The organism is Nitrosomonas cryotolerans ATCC 49181, assembly GCF_900143275.1.
GTDB lineage: Bacteria > Pseudomonadota > Gammaproteobacteria > Burkholderiales > Nitrosomonadaceae > Nitrosomonas > Nitrosomonas cryotolerans.
In genome coordinates this window covers 1169285-1185538 of the sequence record NZ_FSRO01000001.1, presented here as the reverse complement: position 1 = coordinate 1185538, position 16254 = coordinate 1169285, and the positions used below count along the sequence as shown (strand labels likewise).

Here is a 16254-nt window from a genome sequence, read left to right as displayed (position 1 = left end):
CAGGGTTCGATATATTCCAGAGAATAGTAATAAAAAAATAACGAGTGCCAAGAAGCATATTGCCTACTTAAACACACCGATATGATAATGCCCAGACTGATTCTGTGGTCATCCTCCAATATTTAGAATACTGAAAACGTTACTCTTTATGGAAATAGATACTCTACCTATAGCTCAAGCCTTTCGTAACTGTTTACTCTTCGTTCTAACTCTTTTCATACTATCAGGCTGCAATCCGCGAGAGAATGACGTGGCGACGCGTGAAGCGGCCGTCAGCGCTAGAGAAGCTGAATTAGTCACCTTATTTGCAGAATTACTCAATCAGAAGAAAGCATTGGAAAACAATCAGGCTGATGAAAACTCAATCACTGCCAGAACCAGCCCTAACGCCGACAACAAAAAGAACATGGGCGCTGAAAAACAAGGTGATAATATAGATGTTAAAGATGCTCGTATCGTATTAGGAGGGATTGAAAATGTCTATCTTGATCCGCCGGGTCTAGAATTCGGCGCCAGAATTGATACCGGCGCTCAAACCTCTTCTCTAAATGCCATTGACATGATTAATTTCGAGCGTGATGGAAAGCCTTATGTGAAATTCCATGTCTTTAATGCGGACACCGGCGAGAAAATAGAATTGACGCGTCGTATACGTCGTTATGTACGGGTAAAGGAACAAGAAAATGAATCACAGCGGCGGCCCGTTGTCAAAATGCGCGTAGTATTAGCGAATATCGACGAAAGTATTGATTTTACTTTGGTAGATCGGAGTAAATTTAAACACCAGATCCTGATCGGACGTAATTTTCTCCGTGATCTTGCCATAGTAGATGTCAGCAAAGCATATACGGCATCCAAGACTGACAACAATACTGACCATAGACCGAAGTAATGCACGCAAAACTTAGATTATACATTTTAGTCATTTTGATAATGACTGCTGGAATAGGCCTTATTCTTTACAAACATCTGATACTCGGATTTCCCTTATTGCCCGATGACAAAAAGCTGGTCTGGACAATCGAAGCAAAAATTGATTTTATCGCCCATGGTGATCCAATTATCGTCTCTTTTGCTTTACCTCCTAAAAATCCAAATATCATTTTTATGGAAGAAGATTTTGCTTCGCCCGATTACGGATTTAGTGAATTAATGTCACAAGCTGGGCGCCGGGCTCAATGGAGCAAAAGAAATGCAATCGGAACACAAACGGCCTATTATCGCTTGAGCGTCTATGAGAATGATAGGGTTATCGCGAAAACAGCACCTTCCGATCTACCCGCTGCACCGGAACAACCTGAGTTCGACGAAGTTTTTAAAACTGCTGCCATGACGTTGCTTGATCAGGTTCGCGCCAAATCAGCCAACATAACGATATTTACGCGCGAATTAATTCAGACATTGAATTCCAAATCGCCAAGCCAGAATCAACGTTTGTTACTCAACGATCATTCTAGCGTTGACTATAAAACCAATCTCGTCATTAACCTGTTGGCATTGGAAGGTATCAGTGCGCGCATAGTACGTGGCCTGTATCTGGAAGATGGCCGTCGGCGGCAATCCTTGAGTAATTTTATTGAAGTTCATGACGGGGAGCGGTGGATTATATTTAACCAGGATAGCGGTGACAGCGGAAAACCTGATGATTTTTTAATCTGGCAACGGGGGGGACAGTCACTGCTTGATGTTGTTGGTGGCGAGCATTCACAGGTTTCTTTTTCTATTATTAAACATGTTCAATCCACAAGAAACCTGGTTATACGCGAAAGTATGAATAAGCAGGCGAGCTTAATAGATTTTTCTATTTACAGCTTACCCATAGAACAACAAAATGCTTTTAAAATGATCTTGTTATTACCAATTGGCGCACTAATTGTCGTTATCATACGGTTGCTGATTGGTATACGCACTTCGGGTACATTTATGCCCATACTCATTGCGCTAGCGTTGATCCAGACCACGCTGGTAACAGGGATTATTATGTTTCTGATTGTGGTCAGTATCGGTCTGCTGATACGTTCTTATCTATCACATTTAAATTTATTATTCGTGGCACGTATCTCAGCAGTTATTATCGTCGTCATCGGAATTATGGCAAGCATCAGTATTATCAGTAATAAATTAGGCCTTAGCCAGGCGCTCACAATCACTTTCTTCCCGATGATCATCTTGGCCTGGACAATTGAGCGTATGTCGATTCTCTGGGAAGAAGATGGTGCGAGAGAGGTGTTCATTCAAGGTGCGGGCAGTCTCTTAACGGCGATCATAGCTTATTTGTTTATGACGAACCGAATCGTAGAATATATGACCTTTAACTTTCCAGAATTAATGCTCGTGAATCTGGCATTAATTCTGATTCTAGGTCAATATACCGGATACCGTTTATCCGAGTTATATCGCTTTAAATCTCTGGAGCAAGGCAATGTTTCTGGCAAGCCCTAGGAGACTCCGAAGTTCTGGAATCATTGGGATGAATCAGCGCAATTTTGGCTTAATTGCCCGATATAATCAGCGACGTTTATACCCGCTCGTTGACGATAAATTAAAAACGAAATTACTCGCACAAAAAGCGGGGATCTCTGTTCCAGAACTACTTGGAACTCTACGTTGCCAACATGATGTTAAGCAGCTTAAAAGACTATTGGATACTCACAACCAGTTTGTTATCAAGCCGGTTAAAGGTAGCGGCGGAAAAGGAATTCTGGTTATCACAAAACATGATCATAACCTTTATTTCAAACCAAGCGGTGACGCATTAAAACTGGCCGATATTGAACGACACGTCTCCAATATCCTAAGTGGTTTGCATAGCTTAGGGGGGAAGCCTGATATGGTCATGATTGAATCCCTTATACAGCTTGATCCCGTTTTTGCTAACTACAGCCACCAAGGTATACCTGATCTACGTGTAATTATATTAAAGGGATATCCGATTATGGCCATGCTTAGGCTCACAACACATGCATCAGATGGAAGGGCAAACCTGCATCAGGGTGCCGTTGGCGTGGGTATCGATATCAGAACCGGTAAGGCACTTCATGCGGTTCAGTTCGGAAAGCCGATCACACATCACCCTGATACTCGCAGAACATTCTCTGAATTAGCGATCCCTCACTGGGATAGGCTACTACCCCTTGCAGCAGCATGCTATGAGATGACCGGATTAGGATACTTAGGCGTCGATATTGTTTTAGATAAAAACCTAGGGCCAATGATTATTGAACTCAATGCACGACCCGGACTTTCTATCCAGGTCGCTAATAGCGCCGGACTCGCGCCACGTGTTGCTGTGATTGAAGCAATAGAAAATATGGAATTCACCCCTGAGCAGCGCGTTCGTTTCAGTCAAAAAACTTTCTCAGAGAGCTTCGAAGCACCCTCATCTCACCTATAATGCACACGTTTTAATAATCTATACCGCATCATGATATCTCAAGGCCGTTTCTTTCTAAATTAACGGTTGCATGTTGCCTGAGGAATCAGAATGTAACATTACTTGATTACGGCCTTTCTCTTTGGCCTGGTAAAGCGCTTTATCAGCAGCATCACCCAAACTAGCTACATCCGCAAAATGCGCAAGATCAGCGACACCACAACTGAAACTGACTGAGAATTCCTTATCATCACTCACATGAACCAGATATGAGAAGGCCTTGCGTATTTCATCCATCACTTTCGCGGCCGAAAATGCATCTGTATCGGTCATGATTATTGCAAACTCTTCCCCGCCATAGCGTCCGACTATGTCAGTCCGTCGTAAACGCTGTTTCAGGAGTCGCGCCAGACTCTTAATCACCCGATCACCCGCAGCATGGCCATAAGTGTCATTAACCTTTTTAAAATAATCAATATCGACCATTGCAAATGATAATGGCGTTCCCAATCTGCGTGAACGTGCTACTTCTCGAGAAAACTGCTCCTTAATAGAAGTATGATTAAATAATCTGGTAAGGCTGTCACGCACCATAAAAGATCGTAACAAACGAGCACGTAAAATTCGCGATGTTACCGCCGAAACCAACTGTTGCGGCTCAATTGGTTTAACCAGAAAATCATCTCCACCCAGACTCATTGCCTCAAGTTGCGTATTAAAATCATTCTCAGAAGAGAGGTAAACAATTGCGATGCTGACAAAATTATTCAACTGACGGATAACTTTTGCCAACTCTATGCCGCTACATTCAGGCATATACACATCCATTAGAATCAGATCTGGATTAAAATCATGTAACGTTTCCATAATATCCATTGGCTTGAGCACCGTTCTCACAGCCATACCGGCTTGTTTAAGTATTGCTTCATGATAAGCAAGTAAAGCTGAACTATCATCCACAATCAATACACGAAAAGGCTCCTGGGCCTGAAATGATGTTAACGAATCAAGCTGGTCAATTAACTCCGCAGAGTTAACCGGCTTTACGAAATAGGCAATACTACCGGCGCGCACCGCACCAAGTCGTAAAATGATATTATCATATGCCGAGATGAATATAACTCGAGCGGGCTGAGCAAGATTTTTCTGAATTTCTTTAATCGCTTTAATGCCACTCAGCCTATCTTCTGGAAATTCAATATTCATTAAAACAATTGCGCTGGGAATCTGCTTTATTGCTGACTGAAATTCACCTAATTGATTAAAAACTTTAACCTCATAGCCATAATAACGTAATTGCAACGCCAGATCTTCTGCAGTTTCAACATCATCATCAATCAAAAAAATCTGTTTAGAATTAATAGGCTCTTGTTTTATTCTACCCATATCTGTGGGAGTTAGAATAATTTCAGGAAGATAGCTCGGTGCTATATTCATCGCACGCCGTAGTTCCAGCATTTGTCCATTTATCTGCTCAAACTCTGGTCCGCTAGTAACGATTCCAACATGAATCAAATGTTTCAGGTCCTGCACCAGGGCACGCGCTACGGTACTGAGTTCTAAAAAACCAAAGGCCTTACTGGAATTAGCCAGTCCATGTACCAAGCGATATAATTCATGCAGTATCTCGGCATTCTGCTCAATCTGGAAATCTTTCCAAGCTGTTTCAATTTCACTGATTTTTCCCGGCAATTTTTCAGCGTATGGTACTGTCATGATAATGTATTCAATCCCCTTTTATTCCAGAATTCGTCACATATTCAATCAGATAGATTCGCATTTACACACACCACATGCTTCATCAATTTATCGTTCCAACATGCCGTCGTTTTGCAATGTGCAGTATAATGAACACTATAACTATCTGAATGATCCAAATATAGTCGATCTAGTCATTCTATTTACCATTTTTTCACTGATACAAAAAGAGATAATGACATAAGCAGCTAATAAATAAACAATATTATTTCACGAAGAGCGGCAAAATTATCTACAGCCGCCAATATTGGAATCGCTCTATAATCCTTTCCAAGTCGATTATAGCCATTTAGAAGAGGCTTCGCGGCAAAACTTATGAGAGAGTTCTACTTTATAAACTCAATTTTTCGCAGAAACCAGCAGGTGCTACTATTTAAATAAAAAAACAATCATCTTCCAGAAACTCAGGATACTGATTACCTCAACGCCATTACACCGACTCCTGAGCTACATCCAGAAGATCCTTGCACTATACTTTCCAACCCCAATATCTCATTCTAATTTATTATGCCACGCTGGTTGCTTCTCCAAGTTTTATCCTTGATAGTTGTCATGAGCATTGTCATCTTTGCAATCGGTGAGCTTCTGACAGGGGCAGCGCATAGTGCTGTCGAAACATTATCATCCGATCTTCCAGTTGAGTCGATTCAGTTTCCAGTTAATGCTGAAAATAATGTGCATGCCTGGCTGGCCCACGGGGATCGTGGAAACGGTGCTATATTACTTGTTCACTCAATGAGAAGTAATCGGCTTGAGATGTTGAGTCGGGCTAGATTTCTAAATGCACAAGGATATAGTGTCCTACTTATTGATCTTCAAGCGCATGGAGAATCTCCTGGCAAAAGAATCACCTTCGGTTTTCGAGAATCTGAAAGCGTAGATGCTTCCATCACTTTTCTTCAGCAAAATTTTCCGAATGAACGGATCGCTGCTATTGGCGTTTCTCTGGGAGCCGCCGCTATCGTTCTGGCAAAACATTCTTTCAAGCTGGATGCTGTCATACTTGAGTCATTGCACCCCACTATTGAAGAAGCAGTTGAAAATCGGCTAAAACTTCATTTTGGCGAGATTGGCCCTCTATTGCTGCCCCTGCTACTTTCACAATTATCTTTCTATTTAGATATTCCTACCAGTCAACTAAATCCCATAACCCAAATTGCCAATCTCAATTCCCCATTACTACTTATATCGGGCACTCACGATACACACACAACCTTACCAGAAACTGAACGGTTATTTATCGCGGCCAGAGAACCTAAAGAAATTTGGATCATACCTGGCGCCGGACACTTTAATATGCACACTTATGCAGGAAGAGTATATGAGCAACGTATTACCGCCTTCTTACACCATTATCTCCGGCAGTGAGCGATCATAATATCAACTATCGAAAACAACTTCCTCGTTTGGAGTTAGCCATCTATTTCTCATCACTGGTCATGAGAATAAAATAATTTTTATAATACGGCAAACTTCCTTTTTGAATATTTTCATGGTAGTAATATAACCGTTGTCATTTTGACCTTGTATTAAGAAAATCACTCGACAGAATATCGTATCTGAACAGCATTTATTAACAGAAAAATACGTTATGAATCATTACCAAAATATTTTATTAACCATAGATTTCTCAGATGATGATCATTATGTCGCCCATAAAGCAAAGCAATTAGCGGACATATTTAATGCGAAATTAAATATACTGCATGTATTAGATAATATTGCGATGCCTGATACTGCTTATGGTACAGTCATATCATTGGATATAAACTCAACGTATGAAGCACTGGAAGTAGAAAAATCGAAAATGATATACATCAGTAATCAATTAAATATTGAATCGTCTCGTCGCTGGATGATCTGGGGTGAACCGAAGCAGGAGATCATTCGATTGTCTCAGCAAGAGAATATTGATTTAATTGTTACTGGCTCACATGGACGACATGGACTGGCGATGCTACTGGGTTCAACAGCAAATAGCATCCTGCATTATGCCAGCTGCGATGTGTTAGCGGTTCGTTTACCGGGCAACTGAATCTACACAAACCAACAGATTATTGTGAAATCTATCATTTACGAGACTACCAAAATTTCCACCAAGGTCTGCCCCCTATCTCAACCGGATGGGTAAGATAGGTACTATCGGGAAAATTTCTTCTTAAAACACGTTCCGCATCATCACGCAAATCAGTCATTTCAAGCGCTTCGTATGCTTTCATCATGATAAATAGAATTTCTTCTGCCGCAGGTGTTCGTGGATATTCTTTTAGCGCAAATTGAGCACGATTGACAGCAGCAACATAGGCCTTCCGCTTCATATAATAGCGTGCCACATATACCTCGCTCATTGCGACTACGTTCACCAGATGTGCCATACGCTGAATCGCATCAGGAGCATATTTGCTATCAGGGAAGCGCACCACCAACTCACTGAAATTTTCAAATGATTCACGAGAAGCCTTTGAATCACGTTCACTCATATCCTGTTTAAGAATATTTTGCATCACAATACCCAGAATTCCCCAGTTATCATTGAAATTTGCCAGACCTTTGAGATAATAAGCATAATCTACGTTCACATGATTAGGATGTAATTTTATAAATCGATCGGCAGCAATAATAGCAGAAGCTTGCTCCTGATCTTTATAGTATGCGTAAGCAATTTCAAGTTGAGCCTGTTGTGAGAATCGGCCATAAGGATAGCGTGCTTCTAGTGATTCAAACAATTTAATCGCAGCACCATAATTGCCACTATTCAATTCTTCCTTGGCTTCAGTATAAAATTTACTCGCGGACCAGTTCTTGGTCTCCTCCTGGCGTTCTGGCAACAAACCACAGGCCGCTAACAATAACGCTAGAAATAAAATTAAACTTCTCAACATCATGATAAATTATCAAAAAAACAAAGAAATATTCGGTGATTATAACGTAAAGCCTGTTACATCAGCAGCGGATAAATCGCATCAAACTATTATTAAACTAGTCATTCCGCTGGATTACGCGGGCCTTCGTCTTGATCAGGCTTTAGCGCGTTTACTACCCAACTGGTCGCGTAATCGCCTGCAAACATGGATACTCGAAAAGCGCATAACAGTAGATGCTCAAGTAACAAGCCCCAAACAAAAAGTCTGGGGTCATGAGCAAATTCAGGTTGAGCCGCAAGATAGTACATCTGATATCAGCCATATCGCTGAGGCCATCAAGCTGGATATTGTTTATGAAGATGATACTCTCATTATCATTAACAAGCCGGTTGGAATGGTGGTTCATCCTGGCAACGGTAACTGGCAAGGCACCCTATTAAATGCTTTGCTGCATCACGCAGCGCAATTGAACAGTGTCCCACGAGCAGGCATCGTTCATCGCTTGGACAAGGACACCAGCGGCTTGCTGGTTGTGGCAAAAACTCTGGAAGCACAAACCAACCTGGTACGCCAATTACAGGAACATGCCATAAAACGTGATTATCTGGCATTAGTACATGGTCAGGTTAAAGATAGCCGCGGCAGCTGTGTCGATGCCCCTATAGGACGTCACCCGATTCAGCGCACAAAAATGGCGGTCACTGAAAGGGGTAAGCAAGCACGCACCCACTATCGAGTTTTAGAACAGCTAGAAAATTTCACTCTGCTACAGTGCAGCCTGGAAACAGGACGAACACATCAAATTCGTGTACATATGCACTGGATTGGCTATCCCTTAGTGGGTGATGCAACTTACGGCAGTAAACCAAAAAAAATAACCCATGAAACCAGACAAATTATTACCGATTTCTCCAGGCAGGCACTTCATGCACAAAGATTAGAGCTGATTCATCCGCACAATAAACAAAAAATGAAATGGGAAGCAACTTTACCCGAAGATATGAATCATTTATTACAGAAATTGCGAGAATATTATCATCAGTCAAAGTCCGATAAAAATTTTCTTAATCCTGATGATTCCGAATGAATGCTCATACAGCAGTATTTTCTCGATTCAGCAACAGACTCATTTTATTTTATAGCACAACCATGTATTTCGATTCTGAGTATTTATCTATTTTCTACATAGTTTAATAATGAATCAGGTCTCCATATATCCGACAATGCATAGTATTGCGGTCATTCTGAAAGAGCAGCAGATACTGCTATAAAATAGCAAAAAATATTATCCTACTACAAGCGACTCTATTACATTTATTCGCTCACTTCGACGGATCGGTCCCAATAAGGAATTGATCCAATACGCGTTGCAAGAAAATCAATAAAAGAACGTACCTTGGCAGGCAAATGCCGGCTTGGCAAATAACAAGCGTAAACATAGCGCTCTACCGGTATATATTCAGAGAGTACAGCCTGTAGCTTTCCATTTTGCAAATCTTTACCAACTCTGAAGGTCGGCAGCAATGCGATACCTAATCCACCAAGAACTGCCTCGGCAAGCGCATCGTCATCGTTAATCCGCAATGTTCCTGATACCGGAACGGCAATTTCCCCCTCCGGTCCGGTAAAACGCCAGTAGCCCTGCTCACCTGAGAGCGTATAATCCAAGCAATTATGCTTTACCAAGTCTTCTGGTGTTTGTGGAATGCCATGTTGCTGAAAGTATTGAAATGTAGCACATAGCTGGCGACGTACCGGCGCAAGCTTGCGAGCTACCAGATTAAGATCCGGCTCACCTGTCACACAAATCAGCACATCATATCCCCCTTCTACTAAATCGACCGGGCGATCCGTAATGGTCAAATCAATCCTAATCTCAGGGTAACGTGCGAGAAAATCAGCAAGCGCTGGAGCAACATGCAATGTGCCAAACGCAACTGATGCGCTTACTTTTAATAGTCCACGTGGCTCGACTTGCAAGCTACCGATTACTTGTTCAGCCTGCTCAACCTCTTCCAAAATACGCATAGAATGCTCGGCAAGCGCAGCGCCTGCTTCGGTCAAGCTCAAATGTCGAGTGCTCCGATTGAGTAAGCGGGCGCCAAAATACTTCTCGAGCTTAGCAACAGCTTTACTAACAGCTGAACGAGAAACATTTAATCGCCGTGCGGCCTCTGAAAAACTACCTGCTTCCACAACTCGTGCAAAAATCATGAAAAGATTAAGATCTTGCATAGGTGAATTTATTGTATCTTATATTGAAACAATGTAGTTCTATTTTTAGCACTTATCTATTATTTATTTCACGGGTACTATTGGTAGAAACAATTCAAACATAAGCGCGTAGCTATTCGTTCAAATATATCACTGTCGACTAAAAAGAGCAGATTATCATTATTTTAGTCATCTTCACTTAGCTACCCGAATGAGAAAATAAGCAAAGATTCCAAAAGGAGCAGCGTTGATGAAATTCGAATTTTCGCTAGATTTACCGTTAATGATATATCGGGCAGCTATCACTTCTTGCTTTATACTTTCCTTCATCTTGTTTATAACGCCAGTAGTTGCTGCTGAATCGAAATATGACTACGATATTCAGCAAGTCGCGGAATCAGAAATAAGTAATTGTACATTTTTAGCCGATGTCCAAGGCTCATCAAGCTATGGAAAAACCCGTGTAACGGCTTGGAAAGAAAAAGGAAAGCATAAGGCCTTGGAGCAGGCGGTGGATTTGAACGCTACCCATGTAGTATGGAATAACGGTTCCACAGGATATGGGTCTGGTCCGCGTATATCTGGTAGCGCATATTATTGTGACAACGTCAAAAGACTGGCAGACACTACCAGACCAAGAGGCAGCGAATGAACAAAAAAAGAAGAAATTTAAGTGCGCATAAACCTCTTCCTTCTTCTTATCTGATATCGAATTAGAAACGAAAAATACCGCTTATTGATAAGAGAATCTGATCATCGTCCTTGCCATCATTAAACGTTTGGTTATTAACGGATCGATCATATCTGATTTCTGGGCGTATAGTCAGCCAAGATATCGGTGTATAGTTCAGACCACCCGTGACGCCAATAAAGTGATCACCCACACCATTAACTCTGGTTCCATCCTCATCACGGAACCACTCCATACGCAGTCCGGCTCCCAAATTATGCAAAATATCATACAATAAATACTGATTTAGTCCATACCATTTGGCTGAATGAGCCAAGGATGTTTTCTCTTCGATACCCATGTCATGCTGCAATACATAGTGAAGGTTATCAGTTAAATCATGATTAAGCACAATACTATACATGGTCCGATTATGGTCATTATTCAAACCATTTGTTTCAACGTCACCAGTAATCAGAGAAGCTGCTAAAGAAGTCCGCTCATCATCTGTAGTATAAGTCACTCCTCCCAGGAAATTAGCGGGTTGTTTAAAATTTGCATCCCAACCCGTCACTACCCCGCCTGTGATAACGATATTATCATCAATCGCGTAGGATAACATGGCACCCGTATGAGTAAATGGTTCGCCATATTGCATTGCGTAGGCGTGCGAGAAAAAGAAATTATCCGGTGCCGGAACGACCTCATAGCCGATAATGGTATAAAAATGACCAATTTTTGCCACAACTCCATTCCCTATCGGCATGTAAATATCCACATAAGCTTGTGGAAATACTAGCTGACGTCGCTTATCTGTATCAAGAACATTAGTATCAAAATTAGTTGCGGAAGAGAAACGAGCATCAGTCCCATATAATAGATCTGCTCGGAAGCCGATATCCCAACTATCCCCTTGTATATCTAATTCATGTTCAATGAATCCATATGCTTGATGTAAATTGAATTCATTGGCGCCATCATTAAAGGTGACGGCACCATTTTTACCTCCTCTCGGATCATCTACATTACCAGTGAATCCAATTTCACTCCAACCACCAAATCTGATGCCCAGAGATTTCATAAAGGTGGTTTCATTATAATTGAAACCGGTGAGGCTTTTAGCCAACCCGTCGTCACCTGCATACCCAAGAGACGAGAGAAGAAACAGACCGCATAGTGCAAAAGACAGATTTTTACTACTACGCACTTTATGATAAGCAAGCAAAGTAAATCCTCCACTATTCTAGAAATTAATTATTATTAAGAGCACCGTGTCAACACACACCATCTTATGATCTAAGCACAAGGAGATGGAAACTTTACCTAGCGCAGGTTAAGGATACTCAACGCATGGGTATCGCGCAATATTTTCTATAACTGATCCAGTTCAGATATTCAATATTGATCTATCTGATTAGGTGGTTGTTGGATTTTCGTTATATTGAATTCCGGCCGTGACGCAGTCAGGATTATTATCCAATCAGCTGTATATTATTCGCAGGAAGATCTTAGTATTAGTATATCGGTAATCCTGCGGAGTGATTTAAGCTCCGTAGGAGAGATATAGGATCATGAAACTTACGACGGGATAGAAAACAACATATCCAGAGACTTTTGCAAAAGCCCTCGCCAGAAGTTTTCGACTATTGATTATAAATAGTTAACTTTTTAACTATTGGGGTTTTGCAAAGGTCTCATCCAGTTTATCCAATACTCAACAATGTCACTTCGCTAGAAGTGTGAGCATGATTTTTATAGATCTAATAACGGATACAGAGATATATGATTACTGTTTTTGGAGGATTATCTGAAAAATACTGATTAATAATTAATTACTTAACAAGAAGGAATCTGATTGTTGGATATTTTAAGGCAATTCTTCCGGATAAAATAAACGACAAATAATTACTCAACCCCGCTTCACTTCTGAATTTGAATACGGCATGTATTAAAACACATACCAATACAGAAAAATCAGATAATGATAACAGGACTATCCGCATAGAAAAAAGCCTGCTACGATCACAAACCATAATTCAATCCACAAATCACATACATCAAGCTAGCCATGAGTTGTGCTCCAGCGTTGAATGTATGACATAAGAATCTAAGCAATATGCTTAGCGATTCATCCGTAAAGTGAAGCGCTTTGAATTATTCTGAAAAGAACTCTCGTGCTTTATCCATCCATGATTTGGCACGAGGACTATGACGAGATCCGTCTGTTTGGCTAATTTCTTCTAGTTCGTGCAATAATTCTCTCTGCCTCGCAGTAAGTTTTACCGGTGTTTCTACAACAACATGACATAGCAGATCGCCATAAGTATGACTGCGCACGCCTTTAATACCTTTTTCACGTAGTCTAAAGATTTTTCCCGTTTGTGTTTCTGCTGGCACCTTTATTTTGGCATGACCATCTAATGTGGGTACTTCAATCTCTCCTCCAAGCGCAGCAGCACTAAAGCTAATCGGAATTTCACAGTGCAAATCATTGCCATCTCGTTGAAATACGGAATGAGCCGATAAGTGAATAACGACATATAAATCACCTGGTGGACCACCATTTACTCCGGTTTCACCTTCACCAGATAAGCGAATACGATCACCATCATCCACACCCACCGGAATTTTTACCGATAGTGTTTTATGTCGCTTAACGCGACCCGCACCATGACAAGTTCCACAAGGGTTTGCAACTACCTTTCCATTACCATGACATTTTGGACAGGTTTGCTGGATTGAGAAAAATCCTTGTTGCATTCTTACCTGTCCATGACCATTACAAGTAGGACAAGTCTTCGGAGAAGTGCCTGGCTTCGCGCCATCACCGTGGCAAACATCACAAGTATCCATGGTCGGAATACGTATTTTTGTTTCAGTTCCCCGGGCGGCCTGTTCTAGTGAGATTTCCAGGTTGTAGCGCAAATCTGAACCGCGGTGGATATTGGAACGAGCCCCGCGCCCGCCAAAAATATCACCAAAAATATCACCAAATGCATCACTGAAACCCTGAGCACCACCTGCACCCGCTGCGCTAGCATCGACACCCGCATGGCCATACTGGTCATATGCCGCACGTTTACTGGCATCAGTCAATACTTCGTAGGCTTCCTTGGCCTCTTTAAATAATTCTTCAGACTCAACATTTCCGGAATTACGATCGGGATGATGTTTCATTGCCAACTTACGATAGGCCTTTTTGATGGCATCTTCATCAGCATTCCTGTTGATGCCCAACACCTCATAATAATCACGTTTATTCATATATATTTTCTGTTACCATGCTATAAGTAAGGCTATTCCTTCAAGGAAGATTCTTTATTTTCCAACTGAATGCCAAAGCGCAGAGTACACAAAGAGATCTTATTTATCGTTCTTTGCGTCTCTGCATCTTAACCGCTCAAATGTGCAATTTATTTTTTGTTATTCTTAACTTCCTCAAATTCTGCATCGACCACCTCGCCTTCAACTGATTTTTCGTTCTTATTCGATGATGCTGATTCCGCATCGGATTGAGCCTGCTGACCTTGTTCCTGCTTATACATTTTCTCAGCTAATTTATGCGAAGCTTCCGTCAACGCCTGTGTTTTGGCATCTATATCGTCTTTATTACTTGATTTGAGCGCATCCTCCGCATCCTTCAATGCGGTCTCAATTTTTGATTTTTCATCGTTATCCAGCTTATCGCCGTGTTCTGCCAAAGATTTTCTTGTGGAATGGATCATCGCATCACATTGATTACGGCTAGAAACAAGCTCAAATGTCTTATGATCTTCCTCAGCGTGAGCTTCCGCATCCTTCACCATGCGCTCAACTTCTTCACTTGATAAACCAGAGCTTGCCTGGATTTTTATCTTATTTTCCTTACCAGTCGCTTTATCTTTAGCGGATACATGTAATATACCATTGGCATCAATATCAAATGCCACCTCAATTTGCGGCATACCACGCGGGGCCGATGGGATGTCTGTTAAATTAAATTGCCCCAGGCTTTTATTACCCGAAGCCATTTCACGTTCACCCTGTAACACATGAATTGTTACCGCAGTCTGGCTATCATCTGCAGTTGAAAATACCTGCTGTGCCTTGGTCGGAATCGTCGTATTTTTCTGAATCAGTTTAGTCATCACACCACCCAGTGTCTCGATACCCAGAGATAATGGCGTGACATCCAACAACAACACATCTTTAACATCACCTTGTAACACCCCACCCTGAATGGCAGCACCCACTGCTACCGCCTCATCTGGATTAACATCTTTACGCGGTTCTTTGCCAAAAATCTCTTTTACTTTCTCCTGAACCTTGGGCATACGCGTTTGCCCACCAACCAAAATAACATCATCGATATCCGAGGCAGATAGACCAGCATCTTTCATTGCAATCCGACAAGGCTCAGCTGTACGCTCTATTAATTGTTCTACCAGACTTTCTAATTTAGCACGCGTAATTTTAATTGCCAAATGTTTAGGACCCGCTGAATCAGCCGTGATATAAGGCAAATTAACTTCGGTTTGTTGACTGGATGAAAGCTCAATCTTAGCCTTCTCTGCAGCATCTTTCAAACGTTGCAATGCCAACATGTCCTGCTTTAAATCAATGCCGCTCTCTTTCTTAAACTCATTGACCAGGTATTCCATCACACGCGAATCAAAATCTTCACCGCCCAGGAAAGTATCACCATTCGTAGCCAACACCTCAAATTGGTGCTCGCCCTCTACTTCAGCAATTTCAATAACAGAAATGTCAAAGGTACCACCACCAAGATCATATACAACAATTTTGCGATCACCCTCTTTTTTATCCATACCAAAAGCCAATGCGGCAGCAGTTGGCTCATTGATAATCCGCTTTACATCCAGTCCAGCAATGCGCCCTGCATCCTTTGTTGCCTGACGTTGCGAATCATTAAAATAGGCGGGTACAGTAATGACGGCATCAGTCACAGATTCACCGAGATAATCCTCAGCCGTTTTCTTCATCTTCATTAGAACCTGTGCGGAAACCTCGGGTGGTGCAATTTTTTTACCACGTACTTCAACCCACGCATCATTGTTATCTGCTCGGATGATGCTATAAGGAACCATTTTAATATCTTTCTGCACCATATCTTCGTCAAAACGTCGTCCAATAAGACGTTTAACCGCAAACAGGGTGTTCTTTGGATTGGTCACTGCCTGACGCTTGGCAGAAGCCCCTACCAGGATTTCATTATCTTCTGTATACGCGACAATAGAAGGCGTGGTACGCGCACCTTCTGCATTTTCAATTACCTTGGGTTTACCATTCTCCATCACTGCTACACAAGAGTTAGTGGTACCCAAGTCGATACCGATAGTTTTTGCCATGACTGGATCCTTTTAAATATTAATTCT

13 protein-coding genes are annotated in these 16254 nt (G+C 41.6%); 7 read left to right on the top strand and 6 right to left on the bottom strand.

Annotation, left to right across the window (positions count from 1 at the left end; translation table 11 throughout):
* Positions 1-250 precede the first annotated feature (250 nt).
* Genes BUQ89_RS05235 through BUQ89_RS05225 form a run of 3 tightly spaced genes read left to right on the top strand, consistent with a single transcriptional unit; the run spans position 251 to position 3394 of the window.
* Positions 251-892 carry an ATP-dependent zinc protease family protein gene (locus BUQ89_RS05235; protein ID WP_245812907.1) on the top strand — a complete coding sequence of 214 codons (642 nt, stop codon included), beginning with the start codon at positions 251-253 and terminating at the stop codon, positions 890-892.
* Positions 893-933: 41 nt separating this feature from the next.
* A complete protein-coding gene (locus tag BUQ89_RS05230) occupies positions 934-2442 on the top strand; it encodes an inactive transglutaminase family protein (RefSeq protein ID WP_245812906.1) in 1509 nt (502 codons plus the stop codon).
* 28 nt (positions 2443-2470) lie between these two features.
* Positions 2471-3394: an alpha-L-glutamate ligase-like protein gene (locus BUQ89_RS05225; RefSeq protein ID WP_245812904.1), complete on the top strand. Its 924-nt coding sequence runs from the start codon at positions 2471-2473 to the stop codon at positions 3392-3394.
* Between the two features lie 54 nt (positions 3395-3448).
* Here the strand turns inward: BUQ89_RS05225 and BUQ89_RS05220 are convergent, their stop codons facing one another.
* Entirely contained in the window at positions 3449-5089 is a 1641-nt protein-coding gene (locus tag BUQ89_RS05220; RefSeq protein WP_051537581.1) for a diguanylate cyclase, read from the bottom strand.
* A gap of 594 nt (positions 5090-5683) precedes the next feature.
* Between BUQ89_RS05220 and BUQ89_RS05215 the strand changes: the two genes are divergently transcribed.
* Both BUQ89_RS05215 and BUQ89_RS05210 read left to right on the top strand, forming a co-directional pair.
* Positions 5684-6499 (top strand): alpha/beta hydrolase, encoded by an 816-nt coding sequence (locus BUQ89_RS05215; protein WP_245812903.1) that lies wholly within the window; start codon positions 5684-5686, stop codon positions 6497-6499.
* Between the two features lie 223 nt (positions 6500-6722).
* Entirely contained in the window at positions 6723-7166 is a 444-nt protein-coding gene (locus tag BUQ89_RS05210) for a universal stress protein (protein WP_028461460.1), read from the top strand.
* A gap of 46 nt (positions 7167-7212) precedes the next feature.
* On the opposite strand, the gene BUQ89_RS05205 is transcribed toward BUQ89_RS05210, so the two are convergent.
* Complete coding sequence (locus tag BUQ89_RS05205) at positions 7213-8013, bottom strand: outer membrane protein assembly factor BamD (protein WP_028461461.1); 801 nt, start codon at positions 8011-8013, stop codon at positions 7213-7215.
* Position 8014: 1 nt separating this feature from the next.
* Here BUQ89_RS05205 and rluD point away from each other — a divergent pair, with 1 nt between their 5' ends.
* Positions 8015-9082, top strand: a complete 1068-nt coding sequence (gene rluD, locus BUQ89_RS05200; protein WP_051537582.1) for a 23S rRNA pseudouridine(1911/1915/1917) synthase RluD — start codon at positions 8015-8017, stop codon at positions 9080-9082.
* A 227-nt stretch (positions 9083-9309) separates the two neighbouring features.
* Here rluD and BUQ89_RS05195 read toward each other — a convergent pair whose 3' ends face one another.
* The gene (locus BUQ89_RS05195) at positions 9310-10230 is read right to left on the bottom strand and encodes a LysR family transcriptional regulator (protein ID WP_028461462.1); all 921 of its coding nucleotides are present in this window, start codon (positions 10228-10230) and stop codon (positions 9310-9312) included.
* 229 nt (positions 10231-10459) lie between these two features.
* Between BUQ89_RS05195 and BUQ89_RS05190 the strand changes: the two genes are divergently transcribed.
* Positions 10460-10861: a hypothetical protein gene (locus BUQ89_RS05190; protein ID WP_051537583.1), complete on the top strand. Its 402-nt coding sequence runs from the start codon at positions 10460-10462 to the stop codon at positions 10859-10861.
* Between the two features lie 61 nt (positions 10862-10922).
* Here BUQ89_RS05190 and BUQ89_RS05185 read toward each other — a convergent pair whose 3' ends face one another.
* The 3 genes from BUQ89_RS05185 to dnaK form a co-directional block, all read right to left on the bottom strand.
* On the bottom strand, positions 10923-11960 hold the full coding sequence (locus tag BUQ89_RS05185) for a porin (RefSeq protein WP_245812901.1): 1038 nt from the start codon (positions 11958-11960) through the stop codon (positions 10923-10925).
* A 1073-nt stretch (positions 11961-13033) separates the two neighbouring features.
* Positions 13034-14143 carry a molecular chaperone DnaJ gene (gene dnaJ / locus BUQ89_RS05180; RefSeq protein WP_028461465.1) on the bottom strand — a complete coding sequence of 370 codons (1110 nt, stop codon included), beginning with the start codon at positions 14141-14143 and terminating at the stop codon, positions 13034-13036.
* A gap of 149 nt (positions 14144-14292) precedes the next feature.
* Positions 14293-16227 (bottom strand): molecular chaperone DnaK, encoded by a 1935-nt coding sequence (gene dnaK, locus BUQ89_RS05175; RefSeq protein WP_028461466.1) that lies wholly within the window; start codon positions 16225-16227, stop codon positions 14293-14295.
* Positions 16228-16254: the final 27 nt, after the last annotated feature.

Excerpts from the sequence above, each read along its gene's own strand:
- BUQ89_RS05185 (WP_245812901.1), bottom strand. The coding sequence starts at position 11,960 with ATGAAATCTCTGGGCATCAGATTTGGTGGTTGGAGTGAAATTGGATTC.
- BUQ89_RS05210 (WP_028461460.1), top strand. The coding sequence starts at position 6,723 with ATGAATCATTACCAAAATATTTTATTAACCATAGATTTCTCAGATGAT.
- BUQ89_RS05190 (WP_051537583.1), top strand. The coding sequence starts at position 10,460 with ATGAAATTCGAATTTTCGCTAGATTTACCGTTAATGATATATCGGGCA.
- BUQ89_RS05215 (WP_245812903.1), top strand. The coding sequence starts at position 5,684 with ATGAGCATTGTCATCTTTGCAATCGGTGAGCTTCTGACAGGGGCAGCG.
- dnaJ (WP_028461465.1), bottom strand. The coding sequence starts at position 14,143 with ATGAATAAACGTGATTATTATGAGGTGTTGGGCATCAACAGGAATGCT.
- BUQ89_RS05195 (WP_028461462.1), bottom strand. The coding sequence starts at position 10,230 with ATGCAAGATCTTAATCTTTTCATGATTTTTGCACGAGTTGTGGAAGCA.
- BUQ89_RS05225 (WP_245812904.1), top strand. The coding sequence starts at position 2,471 with ATGAATCAGCGCAATTTTGGCTTAATTGCCCGATATAATCAGCGACGT.
- rluD (WP_051537582.1), top strand. The coding sequence starts at position 8,015 with ATGATAAATTATCAAAAAAACAAAGAAATATTCGGTGATTATAACGTA.
- BUQ89_RS05230 (WP_245812906.1), top strand. The coding sequence starts at position 934 with ATGACTGCTGGAATAGGCCTTATTCTTTACAAACATCTGATACTCGGA.
- dnaK (WP_028461466.1), bottom strand. The coding sequence starts at position 16,227 with ATGGCAAAAACTATCGGTATCGACTTGGGTACCACTAACTCTTGTGTA.
- BUQ89_RS05205 (WP_028461461.1), bottom strand. The coding sequence starts at position 8,013 with ATGTTGAGAAGTTTAATTTTATTTCTAGCGTTATTGTTAGCGGCCTGT.
- BUQ89_RS05220 (WP_051537581.1), bottom strand. The coding sequence starts at position 5,089 with ATGACAGTACCATACGCTGAAAAATTGCCGGGAAAAATCAGTGAAATT.